Source organism: Sporomusa aerivorans (assembly GCF_041428895.1).
Lineage (GTDB): Bacteria > Bacillota > Negativicutes > Sporomusales > Sporomusaceae > Sporomusa > Sporomusa aerivorans.
Window position 1 is genome coordinate 3190002 of record NZ_CP156926.1, and the last position, 19580, is coordinate 3209581.

The following is a 19580-nucleotide window of genomic DNA, read 5'->3' on the forward strand; positions in this document are numbered from 1 at the left end:
GAAAGGGGGTGTTCTTTTGACAAAAAAGGTTGCGGTAGAGGACAACTTGTCAACAATCAAACAAGCGTTAGAGCGAAAAGGGTACACAGTAGTCAGCCCTAAAAGCAAAGAAAGTGTAATGGCATGTATTGTGATGGGGATGGACAATAACCTGATGGACATTCAAAATACTATTACCAAAGCGCCGGTGATAGATGCCGCCGGTATGACTCCTGAGCAAGTCATATCCCGTATCGAGTCGCTTCAATAACTTAGCTTCAGGTGAGGCTTTAACCTTGTCTGCAGGTTAGTCGCCGGATAAATTTTGCGAACCCCTTCGCCCAAGCGTCGGGGTTTACACATTTTTTGATTTTGTAAATAAAAAATATTTGAACAGCAAATCAAATTATATTATTATAATAGTAATAAATGGAAGCAGAAAGCTAGGGGTGCCTTTTTGGGCTGAGAAATGGCTTGCCATTACCCTTTACCTGATCTGGATAATGCCAGCGGAGGGAAGCGATTGTACCGTCGACAGCCGTGCCCTGCGGGAGCACGGCTGTATATCTTTTTAAGACAATAAAGTGAGGTTGAGAAGTGTGAAAGCATCGCTTAGCGAAAATCTGGTCACCGTTGTCTCGAGTCCGACGACTGTAATAACGCTTATAGGAGTTGTAGCGCTGATACTCGGGCTTATGAGAATGAAGAAGGTAGAACTCAATGCAAGAATTATGGCGCATGTGGGTCTGGCTATTGCTATGGCCGCTATCTTGCACACGATTACATTGTATAAAATGCCGCAAGGGGGAAGCATCACACTGGGAAGTATGCTGCCGATTGTTTTGCTGGCGGTTTTTTATGGAAAAGAAGTCGGCTTTCTTACCGGTTTTTTATACGGTCTGGTCAATCTCATCCAAAATCCATTTATACTGCATCCGGTACAGGTGCTATTTGATTATCCTTTGCCGTTTATGGCATTGGGACTGGCCGGCTGTTTCAAAGATAATATTTTGGCAGGTACGGTATGCGGTATCGGTATTCGCTTCCTATGCCATTATATTTCCGGTATTGTTTTTTTTGCCAGCTATGCGCCGGCCGGTATGTCCCCTTATTATTATTCACTGGTATTTAACGCCAGCTATTTAATCCCGGAATGTATCATCTGTATTATTCTCTTGCGAATAATGCCTGTAAGAAGAATGGAGCAGATTATAAAAATGGAGAATAGGCAGGCATAGTTTTGGGGGTATGCAGCAATCCTGTAAGTAGGGATTGCTGTTTTTTCTGTTTGCGCAAGGATTTTTCCCGAGCAAAGCGGAATAGGTTAATTTAGAATTTATATAATGGTGGTGGCTTAATATGGAAAAGTACAAAGTAGTAATTACGGGCCGGGTTCTGCCGGCGGCTTTAGCGGCTCTGGAGACTCAATGCCAGGTGTACCGCTGGGAGCAGCCGACAGCGCCGACGTTAGCGGATTTATCCGGCTGGCTTAAAGACGCCGACGGACTGTTTGTTTCAACAAACATTGCTGTTAACGAGCAACTGCTGGCGGCTGCGCCCCGACTAAAAGTTATTGCCCAACCTGCAGTAGGCTACGACAATATTGATATAGCTGCGTGTACTAGCCGTAAAATCCCATTTGGCAATACTCCGGGAGTACTTGTGGAAACAACCGCCGATCTGGCCTTTGGTTTGCTGCTGACGGCCGCCCGGCGTATTCATGAAGGCTGGGACTGGGTGCGGGCCGGCAAATGGCAGCCCGGGGCACAGTTGCCGTATGGAGTTGATCTATATGGTAAGACATTAGGCATTGTGGGCATGGGCGCCATTGGTTCGGCAGTAGCCAGACGGGGGCAGGCAAGCGGGATGAAAGTTATCTACAACAACCGCACTCCCCGGGCTGATCAAGCTGATCTTAAAGCGGAATACTGTACTTTTGATCAACTGTTAAGCGAGGCTGATTTTATTGTGGTCTTGACACCCCTAACGCCAGAGAGCCGGGGAATGTTCGGCGCCAATGAATTTGCCAAAATGAAACCGACAGCTTACTTTATTAATGCAGCCAGAGGCGCTGTTGTTGATACCCAGGCGTTGTATAATGCCTTACAGGCAAAGCAGATTGCGTACGCCGCACTGGATGTCACCGATCCGGAGCCTTTGCCGGCAGACCATCCGCTCTTACAGCTGCCTAATATTCTTATCGTTCCGCACATTGGCAGTGCAACCACCGAAACCCGCAACCGAATGGCATTGCTGGCTGCCGAAAATCTGCTCTTAGGAGTGGAGGGAAAGCCGCTGGTTACTTGTGTGAACACAGAGGTGAATTATCGCTGATTTTTTAGCAAGTATAGTATTGTTGCAACTGTCAATACTTTGACTGTTAGTCTTGACTGTAATTTAGGAGGAAAACATGGATGAAGCCCAGGCATTAGGTCAGGAAAAGGTTGGCAAGTTGTTGTGGCGGTTCTCGTTACCGGCTATAGTTGGCATGGTGGTAAATGCATTATATAACGTTGTCGACAGTATTTTTGTCGGCAACGGTGTGGGGGAAGTAGGGCTGACTGCCGTAACTATAGCTTTTCCTATTATGATTATCCTAATGGCAATAGGAATGCTTATTGGCATCGGTGCTTCGACGCTGGTCTCAATCCGGCTTGGCGAGCAGAAACACGCCGAAGCGGAAATAATTCTGGGTAACGCCTTTAGCTTGATGGTGGTTGCTGTTCTAACGACAACGGCGCTGGCATTGGCATTCTTAGATGAGATTCTGCTGTTTCTGGGCGCCGAGCCTGGCGTGTTGCCCTATGCCCGCGAATTTACCAGGATTATACTTATCGGCAGCTTATTTATGCATATTGGCTTCGGACTCAACAACATAATACGTGCTGAGGGCCATCCAAAGGTCGCCATGGCAACCATGCTGATATCCGCCGTATTAAACACAATGTTAAATCCGCTATTTATTTTTGTTTTCAAGTTGGGGATAGCGGGGTCGGCCCTGGCCACTGTAGCTTCGCAGGCGGTTTCGGCCGCCTGGGTACTCCGGTTTCTTACCAGTGATCAAGGCATTCTCAGGCTGCGCAGCGCCAACCTGCGACTGGATGCAAACATTGTTTGGGAGATTTTTAAACTTGGGTTATCACCTTTTTTAATGCAGCTTGCCGCCAGTGTGGTCACTGTGTTGTTTAATTACAGTCTGCTTCGGTATGGCGGCGACCTGGCAGTGGCGGCAATCGGTATTATTAACCGGGTAAGCATGCTGATACTTATGCCCATATTTGGTATTAGCCAAGGTGTTCAGCCTATACTAGGGTATAATTACGGAGCCCAAAACTATGACCGGGTTATTGCCGTCATGAGACTGGGGATTATTGCTGCTACCGGAATATCGATTGCCGGCTTTGCTGTGACTCAGCTATTCGCTGAGCCGATTATCCGCATTTTTAATGACAATCCTGCTTTAATATCGATTGGCGCTGACGGGCTTAAAGCGTTTTTAATTATGCTGCCGATTATTGGCTTTCAGGTTATTGGCGCCAACTACTTTCAGGCGGCGGGAAAAGCTGGTTTTGCTATTTTTCTCAGCATGTCACGGCAGGTTATTATTTTAATACCGGCTATTATCCTTTTGCCGCAGTTTTTCGGAATGAATGGCATTTGGTACGCAGCGCCGGTTGCTGATATAGTATCTTCCATCCTGACAGGCAGTTATTTATGGCTCGAATTGCGCAGGCTTTCAAACGCCTGATGGAAAAACATTCCGCGGCGGGACAGGCCACGGCATTGCAGGAACTGGCAGTCGGGAAGCGAATAATATCAGTAGTATAAGGAAAGGCTGGTAGTCATGAAACCCAGGTTGTTTATTGCCCTGTTTTCCGCCGTGTTTTTAGCTATGCTGGGAGCGTCTGCGCTCGCCGAAGCAGCTCAGCTTACTGGAAAAAGTGCTAACAGCACGCAATTGAAAGCTGACGAGAAAAGAACAAAACAGCTTCGTCACGGTTACATTAAGCACGACGGAAACAAAGTCTATTACTATTGGTAGTTCCCGTGCAGAAAAGGCAGACCATATATGGTTGAGCCTTTATTTTTTTTGTAAATACTGGACAATTTGCGAATTATATAGATAATATGCAGCCGGCAGATGCCAAAGAAGGATTTTTTGATATGCTTGTATAAGAATTAATTTCTAAACAGGGGCAGGAAGGACGAATGGTATGAAAACGCAGATTCATGATATTGTTGTAGATAACGCCGACTATGTCATAGCTCTCCGGCGGCATTTTCGGACTTTCCCGGAGGTCGGCGGCAAGGAATACGAAACACAGAAAAAAATTATGTCCGAGCTGACAGCTATGGGCTTGACTCCAAAGGCAATTGCCGGCACAGGTGTAATTGTTCAGATTGATGGCGGCAAGCCCGGCAAAACGGTTGCTATTCGCGCCGACCTGGATGCTTTGCCTATTCAAGATGAGGTTGAACAGCCTTACTGTTCGCAGCACGCCGGAATATGTCATGCCTGCGGGCACGATGGACACACTGCCATGCTGCTTGGTATTGCCAGAGTGTTTAATGCCATTAAATCTGAAATGACCGGAAGTATCAGGCTGCTGTTTCAGCCCAGTGAAGAGCAGTTTCCCGGCGGGGCCCTGGGCATGATTGAGGAGGGGGCGCTGGCAGCGGTGGATGCAATCATCGGCGCTCACCTGTGGCAGCCGCTGGAAGCAGGGGCCATGGGAATAACTTTTGGGCCGATGATGGCCGCGCCTGATCAATTCACAATTACAGTGCAAGGACGGGGCGGGCACGGATCCATGCCGCATCAGACAATAGACCCCCTATATGTCGGCGCCCAGATGGTATTAGCACTCAAAACTATCACTGGCAATAACATCAATGCTAACGAACTGGCGGTATTATCACTGGGGATGTTTAAGGCTGGCGAGGTTTTTAATATTATCCCTGATTCTGCTATCTTGCAGGGAACGGTTCGTACATTTGATACCAAAACCCGCGAACTAGTCTTCGCTCATATTGACAGGATCGCGAGCGGTATTAGCGCGGCAGCGGGAGCCACCTATAAACTGGAAAGTTGTTTTGGCCATCCGCCGGTGGTTAATAACCCGCAAATTGCAAAAGTAGTGGCAGAGTGTGGTAAAAGAGTACTAGGAAAAGATGCAGTAATAGAAATAAGCCCGGTTATGGTAGGTGAAGACTTTTCCTTTTATCAGCAGCATGTACCGGGATGTTTTATGTTTATCGGGATTGGCAATTCTAATAAAGGTCTGATATACCCTCATCATCACCCGAAATTTGATATGGACGAAAAAGCGCTCGGTTATGGCGTGGAAATCATGGTGGAATCAGCGCTGCAACTACTGAACCAGGAAGCTAACTCTTGAGGGAAAATAAAACGAATCGGTACCGGTTTAAAAAAAATATATTTCTTTTAGAGGAAAAATACGTATTTTGGTGAAATATACCTTGGCAATAATTTCAGGATGGAGGAAAGGGTATGGCTAATTCTGAAGAAGCCAGTGGTACGATTGAGTTGCGCGGTTTTTTGCATTTAGCTGAATTGTTTAATGAGCGAGGCTGGAAAATTCCTTATCATTATACAATCGCGGCGCCGGTAAACGGACACCAGCTTTTAGAACTGCTTGCTATCCCTGCGGAACAAGTTGAAGCCATGTTTATTAACGGCAGAGCCCAGCCGCTGGCGCACGCGGTTATAAAGGCTGGTGACAGGGTTGCCTTGGTACCGCCGGGAACTCCAGGACCTTACCGGGTATTTTTAGGTTTTGTGGATTTATAAATTGCACTGATACTTGTTATAAAAACCATTTTTTTTGCAGGAATACTGCCGGCTTTGGAGAACAAAGCTATAGTAGCTAGCTTCTTGTTGTTTTTTGGAGTATTTGTAAAGCTTAGTAGGAAGAAGCTAATAGGAGGATACTTATGTGGACCGTAGTATACATAGCTTCTAATAGAGCACAGGCGGAGCTGTATAAAAACGTACTGTGCAATGAAGGTGTGCTTGCCAATATACGCCCGGCCGGAGTGGTTTCCGCTCTTGGTGACGGCTTATACGAAATTTTGGTTTTAGAATCGGAAGCCGACGAAGCGCATTCGATTTTATGTCAACATGCAATACGCTAATTATTGTAATATTTGAAGGAGTGATATATTTGTTAAAGAAAACCAAGATTGTTTGCACTGTGGGCCCAAGCACTGATAACGTCGGTGTATTGGAAGCTATGATCGAGGCTGGCATGAATGTTGCCAGGTTCAATTTTTCGCATGGTTCGCATGAAGAGCATGCCAAACGCATTGACAGGGTTCGGGAAGCGGCGGAAAACGTGAAAAAGCCGGTTGCACTGATGCTGGATACTAAAGGTCCGGAAATGCGGTTAGGTTTGTTTGGCGAAGGCAAGGTTTTATTGGAGAAAGGCCAGAAGTTCGTGTTAACCGGCCGGGATGTCACAGGCACAAAGGAAATCGCTTCTGTCAATCATAAGTTTCTGCCGCAGGAAGTTGCACCAGGGCAGACAATCCTTATATCTGACGGTCTGGTAAGTCTTCATATTGATGCTGTTGAAGGCGATGATATTATCACTACGGTGAATAACAGCGGCCAGATTGGCGACCGCAAGCGGGTTGCTGCGCCGGGGGTGGCTGTTAACCTGCCGCCATTGTCGGAACAGGATATCCTGGATATCAAGTTTGGCATTGAAAAACAAATGGACTTTATTGCTGCATCGTTCATTCAAAGAGCGGCCGACGTGCTGGCTATCCGTAAAATTCTTGAGGATGCCTGCTACAGCATGGATATCATTCCTAAAATTGAGAACGCGGAAGGCGTTAAAAATATTGATGAAATTCTAAAAGTCTGCGATGGTCTCATGGTTGCCCGGGGCGACCTGGGGGTTGAAATTCCTGCCGAAGAAGTGCCCTTGGTTCAAAAAATGCTGATTCAAAAATGCAATAGGGCCGGCAAACCTGTTATCACTGCAACACAAATGCTGGAGTCGATGGTCACCAATCCGCGGCCGACAAGGGCTGAGGCCAGTGACATCGCGAACGCTATTTTCGATGGCTCGGATGCCATTATGCTCAGCGGGGAAACCGCATCAGGCCAATATCCGCTGGAAGCTGTACAGACTATGGCCCGTATTGCTATGCGTACGGAAACATCTTTACGTCACACTGATATATTAAAGGGAAAAGGTATCCAACTGCAGCGTACGACCACAGATGCGATCAGTCACGCTACTGCCCAGATTTCGCATGAATTGGGTGCGGCGGCTATTGTTACTTCAACGCAAACCGGTTATACTGCCCGCATGGTATCTAAATACCGTCCGCAGTCAACCGTGGTGGCTGTTACCCCCAGTTCGAAAACGGTACGGCGGATGCTTCTGCTCTGGGGTGTTTATCCGATTTTAGGGCCTAGCTTCAATAATACGGATGAAATGGTGCAAAGTGCAGTTGCCAGTTCCTTAACAGCCGGCGTAGTAAAAGACGGAGATTTAGTTGTCGTTACAGCCGGGGTACCTGCAGGAATGTCCGGGACGACAAATATGATCAGAGTACATGTTGTTGGTAATATTTTGATGCGCGGCACAGGTATTGGGCAACGGGCCGTTACCGGAAAAATCGCCGTGGTTTCATCATGCAAAGACATTAAAACCAAGTTTCAGCCGGGTGATATCCTGGTAGTCAGCAGTGTCGACGAAGAGACCGCTCCATATGCCGCCCAAGCCGCCGCTATTGTGGCTGAAGAAGGTGGGTTAACCTCGCATGCCGCCATTGTCGGCGTTAGTTTCGGCATGCCGGTGCTTGTCGGGGTTGAAGGCGCTACAGAACGCCTGCAGGACGGTGCCATTGTCACTGTGGATGCGGCCCGGGGAATTGTATACCAGGGAGAAATAAACGCTAGATAGGGAGAAACCCTTATGGCAGTATGGTTTTTTGTGCTGACAGCAGTTGCGATAGTTTTAGCCGCCTGGTGGTTTTATACCAGGCGGCTTGCTTGGCAATTTGCCCGTATTGCGTCTCAATTGAACAAAATGTCTGTCTCGCGGCAGAGTCATGCTGGCAGTAAACGGATTTTGCGTCAGCTTTATAAAATTGTGAATGCCTGCTTGCTTGCCGGTAAAGCTGATGAAGCGTATCGGGCTTTTGATTTATTAAAGCTGGCTTTAGGCAACGGCCTGGGGCGAAAAGGAGAAGCCGTACACCTTAGTGCCGTTTTTTATCTGGCACTGAGGCTGAAACAACTGGATGCGGCTGGCCACTGTATTGATACATTTCGCCCTTTGCTGAAAAATGTGACGGCGGCCGAATTGCCTGCTGTCATTGAACAGCTGGGGCTGATTGCTGTTATTAGTTTGAAACAGCGCCAGAACTTTTTAGCAGCCCGCGCAATTGAAGTTATCTCTGCCGGAATGTCAAGCGCACAGGAAGATGGTGCGCAGGCTGCCGTGATGCGAGCCTTTCGTTTAGCCGGCCTTACCGCGTTGCGCAGGCATGATTCGGGACTTATCCGCGAAATGCTTGTCAAAATTGGCGGGTGGCTGGCGGCGCAGCCGGAATTTGCTTCCCGACAAGAGCTGGCGGTTGAAGTGATAACGGCATGGCTGCACAGGAGCGTAAAAGCCGGTGATGTCGATATGTATGAGATTCTGACGCAGTATATTGATCAATTGGTTGAGGAACAGCGGTTAACAGCACCGGCAGTAAATACTATTGTCAAGGAATGCGTGCATTTAGCAGGTATGGAAAGCCTTAATCCTTTTAGCCGTCTGGCCGGCAGAATATCCCTTTTTGTCCTGGAATTGGCCCTAAAAGTAAAAACGCCTGCTATCTGGCGGCAGGCTGTTGACGGGGCCGGGCATGCCGCCCGGCTGGCAGTGGCTCAAAGGTTTTTGTCAGAGAGTTTCGGGGTGGTCTATCCCTTGTTTGAGGCAGGCAGGCGCCTGTTGGGCGCAGAGCTGAATGCCGGTCACTATAATGATACCTTTCGGCAGGATGCGCTGTATACCCTGTTACGGGAATGCCTGCAACTAGTGGAATTTGTCTCCAGGCAGAACTTTACCACAACTTTTGCGGATATCATCGATGAGATTTACCACAAGTGGAGCAAACAGCAAAATAATATTGGCCAGGAAAAGTCCATTAAGCGATTTTGCCAGTTATTGTTTTTGTATGGGACAAGGATTAAACGCCGGCAAAAGCACATAACAGCCGAAGGCAGCAGTTTTAATGCCGGCAATGTTATAACGCTGGCTCACCAGGAACATTTACAAAAGCTCGGCTTCTTATTATAAGGCGGATGTATTTCCTGATCATGTAAAAAGGCGGAATTTATCCGCCTTTATACCTTCTGTTTAAGAGTGTTTTGTTTTGGAAAAGTGCCGCTGAGAGCCAGGCCCAGCAGGGGAATAAGGCTCCCGATTTTTTTTACGGTTATAGCCAGGCCTGTACTTAAGGCCAGAGTGGCAGCGTAAAAAGCTATGGTGATATTTGCCGTAAAGATGAGAGAAGCCTGCTCCATATAGAAAAACACATAATACATTACTAACGGGTGAACAAGATAAATTAAATAGGAATATTCCCCCAGGCGTGCAAAGCAGTTGGCTACCCAGCCTGGCAGATCCCGGCTGAACACTGTAAACCAGAATAAGGTTGCGCCAATGGTATATAGTATTCCAATAGGACTAAGCTGATGAATGGTATTGACCGTGGCCTCCAGGGAATAGTGTTCACCGTATAGCAAATAGTAGTAGAAGCCGATCATGCCGGTCAAAGTAGCGGTAAAAAAAACGGTTACCCATGTTTTTTTTCGTTTCAATATGGCTGTAAATTGCGGGTATAATTCAGCGCATACGGCCCCTAGCATAAAGATAAATACATAATGCAGAATAAGATAACTCATCCGGTGCTGAACAGCCAGATTAAGATAATAATTGTCATAGCCCGGCTTTAGGATATAACTGGAATAATAATTAAAGGCTATCTGGACAATAAGCAATACAAGCCCTGACAGTGGATTATTAATCAAAAAACGGGCTAACATTCGCCATAAAGGCATCAGCGCATAAAACCAAATCAGGATAACTAAGAAATAAAGTTGGTAAGAAGCCAGACCAAAGAAGAGAAACTCATAAAAATGCGGTTTATCCCAGATACCGGCATCGCCGCTGATCCAGGTATAATGCAGCATATACAGCAGTGACCAGGCTATATAGGGTAAGAATACCGCGTTAAAACGCCGCCGCATAAAATCGAGATAGTGAAATTCCTTTTGTAAGGGTTGACTGATAAATAACCCGAAGGACGACACAAAGAAAAAGATGGGTACACTAAATCTTGATACTATTTCGAGCAATACGAACAGATGAGGGTTAGCAGCCGGGTTGGTTAAGGAGTAAGCGCCGGTATGAATACCCAAAACCCCCAGCATGGACAATCCACGGATATAATCCAAAGCAACGATGTGCTGTTTAGCCATACTTTACATTCTGCTCCTTAAGATATTGTTTTGGTGCTGGTGCAGGCCCGTACTTAGGTTAACATATAAAAAGTACAGACGGAGCATAGTATTGCCAAGTATAATTCACTCCAACTGTCTTCATTTATTATAGGCCGTAAATGTTTTAACTGCAATACAATTTCCATAAGGGAGATGAAAGTATATGGATAAAGAACTAAAAGCGGGTCAGGAAGCACCGGAGTTCACCCTGCCGGCAACTAACGGCAGTACAATATCCCTAAGTGAATACCGTGGGCAGAAAGTAGTGCTGTATTTCTATTCGAAAGACAATACCGCCGGTTGTACCGCTGAGGCTCACGAGTTCCGGGAAGTCCACGCTGAAATTGCCGCCTATGGGGCCGTTATCCTGGGAATAAGCAGGGATAGCCTCAGCACCCATGAAAAGTTTGCTAACAAGCATGAATTGCCGTATTTGCTATTGAGTGACATAAACAGTACCATTTGCCGGCTGTATGGTGTTTTAAAAGAAAAAACTATGTACGGCAAAAAGGTTATGGGTATTGAACGATCAACCTTTGTGATTGATGAGCAGGGTAAAATAAGCCATGTCTTTCGTAAAGTAAAAGTTGACGGTCATGCCCGGGCTGTATTGGCTGTCCTTACAGCAAAAGTTTAGAGATTTTTTTCCTGAATGGCAGGAAATCGTGGACAGTCGTGGTAATTTAACATAGTAAATATTTATTAGGGAGGGTTTTCCATGAAGCCGGTCGGTTTATTAGATGGGAAATTGATAGATTTAAGCGAAAATGTTGTGCCAATGGAAGACAGAGGTCATCAATTCGGTGATGGTGTCTATGAGGTAACCAGAGTCTATAACGGACATTGCTTTGCGCTCAAGCTGCATGTGGATCGACTCTACCGCTCCTTACGGGAATTAAGTATCCCGGCAGTATATACATATGAAGAATTAGCGGAATTTCATGATTTGCTTATAAAGGAAAGCGGCATTGCCGACGGCGCCATTTACCTGCAGATTACCCGCGGTATTTATCCTCGCGCCCATGGTTTTCCTGAGAACGTGGTGCCGCGTTTGACCATGTCAATTCGTCCTGTCAGCGCTGCTCCGGATAAGAATAAACTGGAGGGAACCAAAGGGCTGTTGATACCTGATGAAAGATGGCTGCGTTGTGATATCAAGTCCTTAAACCTGCTGGGCAATGTCATGGGTAAGCAAAAAGCAAAGGACGCCGGCTGCTTCGAGGGCATTCAAGTCCGGGACGGCTTTGTAACCGAAGGAACCAGCAGTAATTTCTTTGTGATTAAAGATGGCGTTGCCTGGACACATCCCAAAAGCAATCTCATTCTTACCGGTGTTACTAGAACGCTGATTATGGAAAAGATAGCACCAGAACTTGGTCTTATAGTAGTGGAGAAGAAATTTGATGAGGCGTTTGCCAAAGCGGCGGAAGAGACTTTCATTTCCGGCACTAACAGTGAAATTGTACCTATCGTTGCGCTAAATGGGCAGCCAGTGGGGAATGGTGGCGTAGGCCCGATTACCCGCAAAATTCAAGACGCTTATTGGGCGCTTATTGACGAAGAATGCGCCCGTAAGTAAAAGAAAAAGGAGGTATTTCAATGAACATGACCGTGACAGAAAGGGCTCAGGAGTTTATTGCTAAAGAAGGCGGCGTGATTACCGTTAGAATTGAAAAACGACTGATCCCCGGCTGCGGAAAAACTCAGACTGCTGACGTTGCGGCTGTGCGGGTAGGAGAGCCTCAGGATTATGAAAAAGCCGACTATCAGTCTTTTAAGATTGATGGCGTAACTGTGCATGCGCATAGTTCGGTGGCAGAGTACAATGACCAGATCTTGCTGCGGATTGATACTGAAACGAACCTGTTTGGACAAAAATTAGGCATGTTTGGATTGCCAATGCCTAGACAAAGCTGTGGTGACTGTACATCCTGCTAGAAAAAAACAGCTTTCGCTGCGCCTATGGCGAATGCGAGAGCCGATATTGTTCTTATCCAGGCGAAAGTTATACTTTCTATATAGAATAAAAAATGCCGCAGGCGCAAAGCCTGCGGCATTTTTTTACATTACTTCAAGTTAGTTGCGCAGCTGGAGCAACCGGCGCCGTTTTCCTGCATCTGTTCCTCCAGACGTCCGTTGTTAAATAGGATCATTTCAGCCAGCGCCATAGGCAGCACCTCGGTGAGCAAAACATCCATGGCATTGTGCATGGCTTGATTCGGGTCTCTATGGCTGAGCGCCGTGGTTAACTTGGCCTCAATGGGCTCACGATACGTATTGAGCCAGCGTTGATAATGGGCGACTAAGGTAGGGCCATCATAAAACATGGTTCATCACATCCTTTTTATAATATCCATTATGTATTGCGCGTTAAGTTAAGAGATAAAATCTTAGTCAGATGAGCCAGTGAATAACACTCGAACATACTACAATATTTAGCAAACAGCTGTATTGCGCTCACCTGGGGCCAGCGCTCTTTTGGCTGAGTGTTGAGCCATAAAATGCGTTTAACTTTTTTATTGACAAGGGCTAATTCACTTGCTGCTTCCAGCGGCGCCATTGTATTGGCGTCACTAATGATAAACAGTAAAGTGGAAGGGGAGAGTAATTGTTTATACTGCTCTTGTAAACTTGCTAACGCAATAAACAAGTTAGTGCCTTGCCCCATTTGCGCAGAATCTGTTATCAGTTTTTCGGTAACCTCGGCAAAATCTGTGCGGGCGCGAAAAAAACCGGTCACTTTCTCCAGGTCATTGGCGAAGATAAAGGTCTCGATATTTTTGACAACACTGGACAGACCGAATAAAAGCGGCAATGTAAACCGTACATATTTTGTCATGGAGGCAGACACATCGCAAATAACAACAATGTTAGGTTTATGTATTTTTTTAATTTTATACTTTAGAGAAATCATGGTACCACCGTAGCGCATATTACGGCGGATACTTTGACGGATATCAATGAGTTTGCGGCGGCCAGTCATTTTAAATCGCCGGGATATACGGGTTGTCAACCGGTGCGCCAGCCGCTTAATCAGGGCAGTAACTTGGGGAATCTCATGCTCGGCAATGTCCTGCATATTTTTATACAATAAAGGATTGCGGCCGGTACCGCCGATTCCTGCAGACGACTCGACCACATGATCCAGTTCTTCGTAGCCTAACAGCTGACGGCGGGCGGCAGCCAATTGGGCTAGGTCTTCAGGCGAAAGCTGGCGCTGCCAGAAAGATAATGAACTCTTCAGCAGGTTTTCCACGACCGGTTGGAATGATTCTTTAACATTATGCCCTGTTGACGTTTTTTCCAAAAATTCCTGCAGCCGTTTCTTATCCTGCTCAGGCAAGCGTTTGTAAACATCCTTAAGATCGTCGGGAATATCGAGTGGGCGGCCCTGAAAGACAAGTTCTTCATCAGCCTGCTGTGATTGCTCAAGCTCAAGCTGCTGTTTAGATTCCCAGGTGCTGCGTTGCTCTTGTTTGGCCTCGGGAGGCACAAAAAATAAATTGAATGCCTGGTCAAAAGCCACTTGATCTTCAGAATTTTTTACTAGTGTGCTTTTTAATGCGGCCCGGAATTCATCCCGGTCAAAATTATCAATAATTGTTAAGCTATCAACCGCATCAATGGTTTCTGCAATACTAACCCGTACCCCGAGCTGGCGTAAAATCTGGACAAACCCTACGATATTATCAGCAAGCGAGTTCAATATAATCAGCCTCCAAGGCTTGTAGTACGGCCATGACAATGGCAACCTTCATTCTTGGCTGCAGTTGCCTGTTCCACTGCAGCATAAAGGCCTTCAGCTCCTAATTCTTTTTCAAATCCTGTTAAATCATCCCGGTTCTTAAATAAAAGCCCCATGGTCTGTTTAATCAGGGTTGAATCAAGATGGTCGGCGTGCATGGCTATGAGCGCTCTTGTCCAGTCAAGGGTCTCAGCAATGGAAGGCTGTTTATTTAGAGTTAGGTTGCGGCGCAGGTGGTTAACGGCAGTGGCAATTTGCAGAGCCAACTTTTCGGTAGCCTCAGGAATTTTTGTGCGAATAATATTGATTTCCTTCTCGATGGAGGGATAATCGATATATAAGTATACACAACGCCGGCGCAACCCTTCGGAAAGCTCTCTGTCATGATTGCTTGTAAGGACAACGACGGGGATGTGTTTGGCTCTTATAGTGCCAAGCTCCGGGATTGAAATTTGAAAATCAGATAAGATTTCAAATAAAAATGCTTCAAACTCCTCATCGGTTTTGTCAATCTCATCAATCAAGAGAACAGAACGTTTCTCGGCGCGAATTGCTTTTAACAAGGGCCGTTCCAGGAGATATTCCGATGAAAAAATATCGTCCTCGGAAAGATTTTGACAGGAAGTATCTCTTGTCATTTGAATTTTGATTAACTGACGCTGATAATTCCATTCATAAAGAGCCTTATTTTCGTCAAGGCCTTCATAACACTGCAAGCGAATAAGCTCAGTATTAAAAACTTTGCTCAGTACCTTGGCTATCTCCGTCTTGCCGACTCCGGGAGCGCCTTCTACCAACAATGGCTTTTCTAATTTTAAAGCAAGATAGATAGTTGTTAAGAGTTCCTTATCGCTGATGTAGCCTTGGGATTCAAAAGCTGTCTTTAATGCCGGCATGGTAATAGCGGCGTTGGTATGTATGTCCATAATTGATCTCCTATCTGTAATCAAGCTGTTGTTTTAATTTTACAGCAATTTGATAATAATTGACAAGAGAAAACGTTTCTCTAATACAAACACAGTCGCGGTAAATTTTGTGAAACCATAAGCCGTACTGTCTTTTTCCAGACGAAAGTATTCTGCACTCAAAGAAAAAAACAAAAGCTACTCCTGCGAGTAACTTTTGACTGAATTAAAGGGTAAAATAGACTACAAGGTTATACCGATGAACTCACCGCTTTTAAATGGTGAATTCTCTACTAACTGACCTGGCAAAATATCGAAGTGTTTAAAAAACTTTTTTGCACCGATATATGCACCTTTAGCGGCATAGCGTACCGGAAACGTATTAGGTTGTAATTCGCCTAACGGCAATATACCCAGAGCCCGGTTTGAGGGGTCGTAACCCAACATACAGAAATGGTTATTGTCTAAAAGCTGAGTAGCTCGTTTGTTAAAAACGATTCGGCCATTTGGACGAACTTCTACTAACGGCTGGTCATTCTTTGGTTGGCGGGTACGATGTGGTTCAAACAGAGTAAAAGAAAAGCTTTGGTCTTCATTCACATTAATTCACTCCCTAACTTCAATTTGTAATATTTGTAATAAAAGTATGCTCAAACTTACAAAACTATAAACATTATATTAAAAAAAATAATATATTTATTGCTGTTATTCCTGGAAATAGCGCCAAAAGGCAGGATTTTTCCCGGACGGGGCATAATTGTATCATAGAGAATCTGGATCTCATGCCGAGAGTCATGCTTTTGGCGGTAGATATATCAAGGGGGAATTATGATGAATCAAATGTGGTTTCAAGTTTTGGCAGTCATGATTGTTGGCAGTATGCTTAAGTATCTGGTTATTAACACTCTGGCATGGGTAGTCATTGATTTGGCTGTTTTAGGTGTGGCTTATTTACTATTGAGGAGAGATCCTTTTATTGATCTGAAACGCTCTATGATCTTTCTTGGCGGTTTAACGGCGGTTAATGTGTTGGTGGATTTAGGTATTATGAACGGCATTATCGGTAATTTGGCACTGCTGGCCCTACTGGCCTATATGATGTTTGGGCGCAATTATTCTAACCGCCGCCGTAGATAATCGGAGGCGACAGGCTATGTCAGACAACCGGCATATCACGAGAACTGCCCTTTTGTTGGCCCTTACCCTTATCTTTCAGTCACTGCGTTTTTTTATTCCGCTGCCGCCGTTTTTATCGACTTTTATTATTGGCAGTCTTGTCAATGCTTCTTTACTCATTGCTGCTGAGAAAGCGGGTTTATGGCCGGCAGCCGTTATTTCGCTGATTGCGCCGATCGTTGCTTATTTTCAGCAGTTATTGCCTTTACCTGTTTTTATAATTCCGGTGGCTTTAGGAAATGCAGTCTATGTCCTTTTGTTTTTACTTTGCCGGCAATGGGGAAGTATTGCCCGGATTGCCATAGCGGCAATTGGTAAAACCGGAATTTTATACATTTCCTTTGCCTGGCTGCTCACTTTTGTTGCCATCCCGGCCAAAATCGCTGCCGGCATCATGTTAGCCATGAGCTGGCCGCAACTAATAACCGGTGTAATGGGCGGAATACTGTCCTTCCTTATCGCCAGGCGTATAAGATAATTCATCTTACGAGCTTCTTCAGTGTAAGCGGACATCGCTTTTTTCAAAATTAGCTTATAGATGGAAAAAAACACTCTTTGCGAGTGTTTTTTTTCACTTGCGTGAATGTTTCATTTTTAGGCAGGAATTTTCCAAGATGATAGCAAAATATTTATAAGACAGCGAATTATATGATAAATCATATTTGCAGCCCGATTTTAGCCAGCCATGGAGGGGTTATTTATGCATGTTCATCACGACTTAACCTTGGCGGATATTGTTAATGTAAAAGTTTTGCAGGAAATACAGGATAAATTTTCAGAAGCTACCGGTTTGGCAGCTGTAATTGTCGACAGCGGAGGGCAGCCGGTAACTGAACCAAGTAATTTTACCCGTCTGTGCAATCTCATTCGTTCAACTCCGGAAGGCTTGTCCCGTTGTATGGGATCGGATGACTGTGGCGGCAGAATGGCGGCCCAGCAATTATGCCCGTCTGTATACCGTTGCCATAGTGGGCTTATAGATTTAGGAGCTCCTATCAGGCTGAATCAGCAGCATTTAGGCGGTTTTTTGGCAGGGCAGGTCCTGCTGCCGCAGGATGGAGCAGAGGTTGCCGGTGATGTGTTAAACCGCTTACAAGACCTGAAACTTGATGATGCTGCTATTCTTGACATGTTGGCCGAAATTCGGGTAGTACCGGAGGAACGGGTAAAAGCAGCAGCTGACTTGCTATATATAATGACTAATTATATTGTAGAAATTGCTATGGCCAATATCGCACAACAACAACTCATGAATGAACTGAAAGCCAAGGCTGATTTGGAAAAAGTGTTGCGGGAAGCAGAACTTAAAGCATTACAGTCGCAAGTTAACCCGCACTTTTTATTTAACACGCTAAATACTATCGCAAGACTTGCGTTACTGGAGAATGCGCCGCGTACGCAGGAAGTAGTCTATGCGCTGTCAGATCTGTTGCGCAATAATTTGCGAAATATTGATGAAATGGTAACTGTTGGCGAAGAAGTGGAATATATCAAAAACTATTTGTTGATTCAAAAAATGCGTTTTGGTGACAGAATCCAGACAGAAATCAATATTCCGGCTTCACTGCTGGAGCAAAAGATTCCGGTTATGACTTTGCAGCCACTGGTAGAAAACGCTATAATTCACGGGCTGGAACCCAAGCGGGGGGGCGGCAATATTAATATTTCCGGGCGGCTGTATGAAGATCAGTTTGAATTACTTATTGAGGACACAGGCATTGGTGTAACGCGAAATCAGATAGAACGCATCTTCCGCAACGAAAAGCGCGTTGGCGGTAAAGGCCAAACAACAGGTTTGGGTATTATAAACGTGCACAAGCGGATTCAGCATTATTTTGGGGCGCATTTCGGTCTTGATATTGCCGGCGAGCAAAGCTTGGGAACCACTGTAAAAATTGCGCTTCCCTATGAATGCGTTAAATAACAGTTTCCCTTTTGCTGTAAACAGAAAAATTTAAATACCTGTAACGGAGGTTTTTATATGAGTGAACAAAATGAAACGACAGGTTTGAATGTTAAGGATTTGGCCGGACAAAACTTTAAGAACGGTTATAATTGTGCCGAAGCAGTTGTCCGCGCCTTTCGTGATTTCTATAAGCTGGATGCTTCCGATGAAGCCCTTAAAATGGCATCAGGCTTTGGCGGCGGTCTGGGGCATGCCGGCTGTATGTGCGGCGCACTGTCAGGAGCAATCATGGTACTTGGAATGTTTCAAGGCAGAAGCAGCAAAGAGCAAAGCCGGGGTCCTATTTACAGTAGCTCCCAAGGGTTTCATGACATTTTTGCCAGCGAATTTGGCGCGGCCTGTTGCCGGGTACTAAACCCTCATGAATTCGGCAGCCCGCAACAGCGGCGAACCTGCCTAAAAATTACCGGGACTACTGCCGAATTGCTTTCACGGTATATAACAGAGAATGAACTTTCCGGTAAACAGCATTAGAGGATACGGGATAATAACTTGCCGTTATCAGTTAGCCAGCGCCGGCATTCCTTGTAATTGGGCATAAACCGCCCGACTTGATTCCAGAATTTTGCGGAATGATTGGGTTCAAGCAAATGGCATAACTCATGAATAACCAAATAATCAGCTACAATTGGCGGCGCCATAATAATCCGCCAATTGTAGTTTATGTTTCCCAGACTCGAACAACTTCCCCAGCGAGTTTTCTGATCTTTAATGGCTATGCGAACTGGCCGGACTCCAATTACTGCCGCCCAATGCCTTGTTTTATCCAGAAACTGTGCACCGGCTTCATTAATAAGCCAGGTTTTTAGTATTTTTGCTGCCATGGCCGTCTCTTCTCCGGCCGGAAAGGTGCCAGGCAGCGTAATAAGCAGTTCCTGTGGCTTAACCGCGACATCAGCCTTGACGCCGCCAGGCAAAAAGGTCAGTGTGCGGGGTTCGCCCTTGTATAATAGCTTATGACCGGGCGCCAGCACCTGATTTACAGGGTTGCCGGCAAGCGAGGCAAGCTTATTGATCCGTTTTGTCAGCCAAGTCTTTTTGGCGGTAAGAATCTGGGCGATCTCGTCGGCTGTCAGTATACCCGGCGTCGCAATCTCGACCAATGCGGCCGGAAGTAATTTTAATTGGATGGTTTTGCGGCGTTTATCGAGACGTATTATGTAGTTAATAGCAAAGTTGTCTATTTGAATTGTCGGCATGATTAGTTTCCTTTGTGTGTATTTGTAATTGATGTATATATTAGCCGGAAAGCGACATTGTCCTGTATCAGGATAAAAA

At 45.7% G+C, this 19580-nt stretch carries 23 protein-coding genes and 1 riboswitch; of the genes, 17 read left to right on the forward strand and 6 right to left on the reverse strand.

Going from position 1 to position 19580, the window contains the following annotated elements:
• Positions 1–16: 16 nt before the first annotated feature.
• The 10 genes from SATMO3_RS15030 to SATMO3_RS15075 all read left to right on the forward strand — a co-directional run bounded on the left by SATMO3_RS15030 (position 17) and on the right by SATMO3_RS15075 (position 9305).
• Entirely contained in the window at positions 17–250 is a 234-nt protein-coding gene (locus tag SATMO3_RS15030) for a YkuS family protein (RefSeq protein ID WP_371381591.1), read from the forward strand.
• Positions 251–414: 164 nt separating this feature from the next.
• A riboswitch (TPP riboswitch) is annotated at positions 415–514 on the forward strand.
• Between the two features lie 64 nt (positions 515–578).
• The gene (gene thiT, locus SATMO3_RS15035) at positions 579–1217 is read left to right on the forward strand and encodes an energy-coupled thiamine transporter ThiT (protein ID WP_371381592.1); all 639 of its coding nucleotides are present in this window, start codon (positions 579–581) and stop codon (positions 1215–1217) included.
• A 121-nt stretch (positions 1218–1338) separates the two neighbouring features.
• On the forward strand, positions 1339–2313 hold the full coding sequence (locus SATMO3_RS15040; RefSeq protein WP_371381593.1) for a 2-hydroxyacid dehydrogenase: 975 nt from the start codon (positions 1339–1341) through the stop codon (positions 2311–2313).
• A 76-nt stretch (positions 2314–2389) separates the two neighbouring features.
• On the forward strand, positions 2390–3727 hold the full coding sequence (locus SATMO3_RS15045) for an MATE family efflux transporter (RefSeq protein WP_371381594.1): 1338 nt from the start codon (positions 2390–2392) through the stop codon (positions 3725–3727).
• Between the two features lie 96 nt (positions 3728–3823).
• Positions 3824–4021: a hypothetical protein gene (locus SATMO3_RS15050; protein ID WP_371381595.1), complete on the forward strand. Its 198-nt coding sequence runs from the start codon at positions 3824–3826 to the stop codon at positions 4019–4021.
• A gap of 172 nt (positions 4022–4193) precedes the next feature.
• Positions 4194–5378: a M20 family metallopeptidase gene (locus tag SATMO3_RS15055; RefSeq protein WP_371381596.1), complete on the forward strand. Its 1185-nt coding sequence runs from the start codon at positions 4194–4196 to the stop codon at positions 5376–5378.
• 113 nt (positions 5379–5491) lie between these two features.
• On the forward strand, positions 5492–5791 hold the full coding sequence (locus SATMO3_RS15060; RefSeq protein WP_371381597.1) for a MoaD/ThiS family protein: 300 nt from the start codon (positions 5492–5494) through the stop codon (positions 5789–5791).
• Between the two features lie 143 nt (positions 5792–5934).
• A complete protein-coding gene (locus SATMO3_RS15065; RefSeq protein WP_371381598.1) occupies positions 5935–6135 on the forward strand; it encodes a hypothetical protein in 201 nt (66 codons plus the stop codon).
• A gap of 29 nt (positions 6136–6164) precedes the next feature.
• Positions 6165–7919: a pyruvate kinase gene (gene pyk / locus SATMO3_RS15070; protein WP_371381599.1), complete on the forward strand. Its 1755-nt coding sequence runs from the start codon at positions 6165–6167 to the stop codon at positions 7917–7919.
• Between the two features lie 12 nt (positions 7920–7931).
• On the forward strand, positions 7932–9305 hold the full coding sequence (locus SATMO3_RS15075; protein WP_371381600.1) for a hypothetical protein: 1374 nt from the start codon (positions 7932–7934) through the stop codon (positions 9303–9305).
• Between the two features lie 47 nt (positions 9306–9352).
• Here SATMO3_RS15075 and SATMO3_RS15080 read toward each other — a convergent pair whose 3' ends face one another.
• The gene (locus SATMO3_RS15080; protein ID WP_371381601.1) at positions 9353–10489 is read right to left on the reverse strand and encodes an acyltransferase; all 1137 of its coding nucleotides are present in this window, start codon (positions 10487–10489) and stop codon (positions 9353–9355) included.
• Positions 10490–10673: 184 nt separating this feature from the next.
• On the opposite strand from SATMO3_RS15080, the gene bcp reads away from it, so the two are divergent.
• The 3 genes from bcp to SATMO3_RS15095 all read left to right on the forward strand — a co-directional run bounded on the left by bcp (position 10674) and on the right by SATMO3_RS15095 (position 12448).
• On the forward strand, positions 10674–11147 hold the full coding sequence (bcp, locus tag SATMO3_RS15085) for a thioredoxin-dependent thiol peroxidase (protein WP_371381602.1): 474 nt from the start codon (positions 10674–10676) through the stop codon (positions 11145–11147).
• 81 nt (positions 11148–11228) lie between these two features.
• The gene (gene dat / locus SATMO3_RS15090) at positions 11229–12089 is read left to right on the forward strand and encodes a D-amino-acid transaminase (RefSeq protein WP_371381603.1); all 861 of its coding nucleotides are present in this window, start codon (positions 11229–11231) and stop codon (positions 12087–12089) included.
• A 20-nt stretch (positions 12090–12109) separates the two neighbouring features.
• Positions 12110–12448, forward strand: coding sequence for a CC/Se motif family (seleno)protein (locus SATMO3_RS15095; protein ID WP_371381604.1), 339 nt, complete (start codon positions 12110–12112; stop codon positions 12446–12448).
• Between the two features lie 128 nt (positions 12449–12576).
• On the opposite strand, the gene SATMO3_RS15100 is transcribed toward SATMO3_RS15095, so the two are convergent.
• The 4 genes from SATMO3_RS15100 to SATMO3_RS15115 form a co-directional block, all read right to left on the reverse strand.
• Entirely contained in the window at positions 12577–12837 is a 261-nt protein-coding gene (locus SATMO3_RS15100; RefSeq protein ID WP_371381605.1) for a hypothetical protein, read from the reverse strand.
• A 29-nt stretch (positions 12838–12866) separates the two neighbouring features.
• Complete coding sequence (locus tag SATMO3_RS15105; RefSeq protein ID WP_371381606.1) at positions 12867–14216, reverse strand: VWA domain-containing protein; 1350 nt, start codon at positions 14214–14216, stop codon at positions 12867–12869.
• Positions 14217–14221: 5 nt separating this feature from the next.
• A complete protein-coding gene (locus tag SATMO3_RS15110) occupies positions 14222–15181 on the reverse strand; it encodes an AAA family ATPase (RefSeq protein ID WP_371381607.1) in 960 nt (319 codons plus the stop codon).
• Between the two features lie 222 nt (positions 15182–15403).
• On the reverse strand, positions 15404–15760 hold the full coding sequence (locus tag SATMO3_RS15115; protein ID WP_371381608.1) for a hypothetical protein: 357 nt from the start codon (positions 15758–15760) through the stop codon (positions 15404–15406).
• 228 nt (positions 15761–15988) lie between these two features.
• Between SATMO3_RS15115 and SATMO3_RS15120 the strand changes: the two genes are divergently transcribed.
• From SATMO3_RS15120 to SATMO3_RS15135, 4 genes are all read left to right on the forward strand, one after another.
• The gene (locus SATMO3_RS15120; protein ID WP_371381609.1) at positions 15989–16297 is read left to right on the forward strand and encodes a hypothetical protein; all 309 of its coding nucleotides are present in this window, start codon (positions 15989–15991) and stop codon (positions 16295–16297) included.
• 16 nt (positions 16298–16313) lie between these two features.
• Positions 16314–16814, forward strand: a complete 501-nt coding sequence (locus SATMO3_RS15125) for a hypothetical protein (RefSeq protein ID WP_371381610.1) — start codon at positions 16314–16316, stop codon at positions 16812–16814.
• A gap of 222 nt (positions 16815–17036) precedes the next feature.
• Positions 17037–18260, forward strand: coding sequence for a PocR ligand-binding domain-containing protein (locus tag SATMO3_RS15130; RefSeq protein ID WP_371381611.1), 1224 nt, complete (start codon positions 17037–17039; stop codon positions 18258–18260).
• Between the two features lie 57 nt (positions 18261–18317).
• A complete protein-coding gene (locus SATMO3_RS15135) occupies positions 18318–18776 on the forward strand; it encodes a C-GCAxxG-C-C family (seleno)protein (protein ID WP_371381612.1) in 459 nt (152 codons plus the stop codon).
• Here the strand turns inward: SATMO3_RS15135 and SATMO3_RS15140 are convergent.
• Positions 18773–19501: a M48 family metallopeptidase gene (locus SATMO3_RS15140; protein WP_371381613.1), complete on the reverse strand. Its 729-nt coding sequence runs from the start codon at positions 19499–19501 to the stop codon at positions 18773–18775. The two genes, SATMO3_RS15135 and SATMO3_RS15140, sit on opposite strands and share 4 nt — an antisense overlap.
• Positions 19502–19580: the final 79 nt, after the last annotated feature.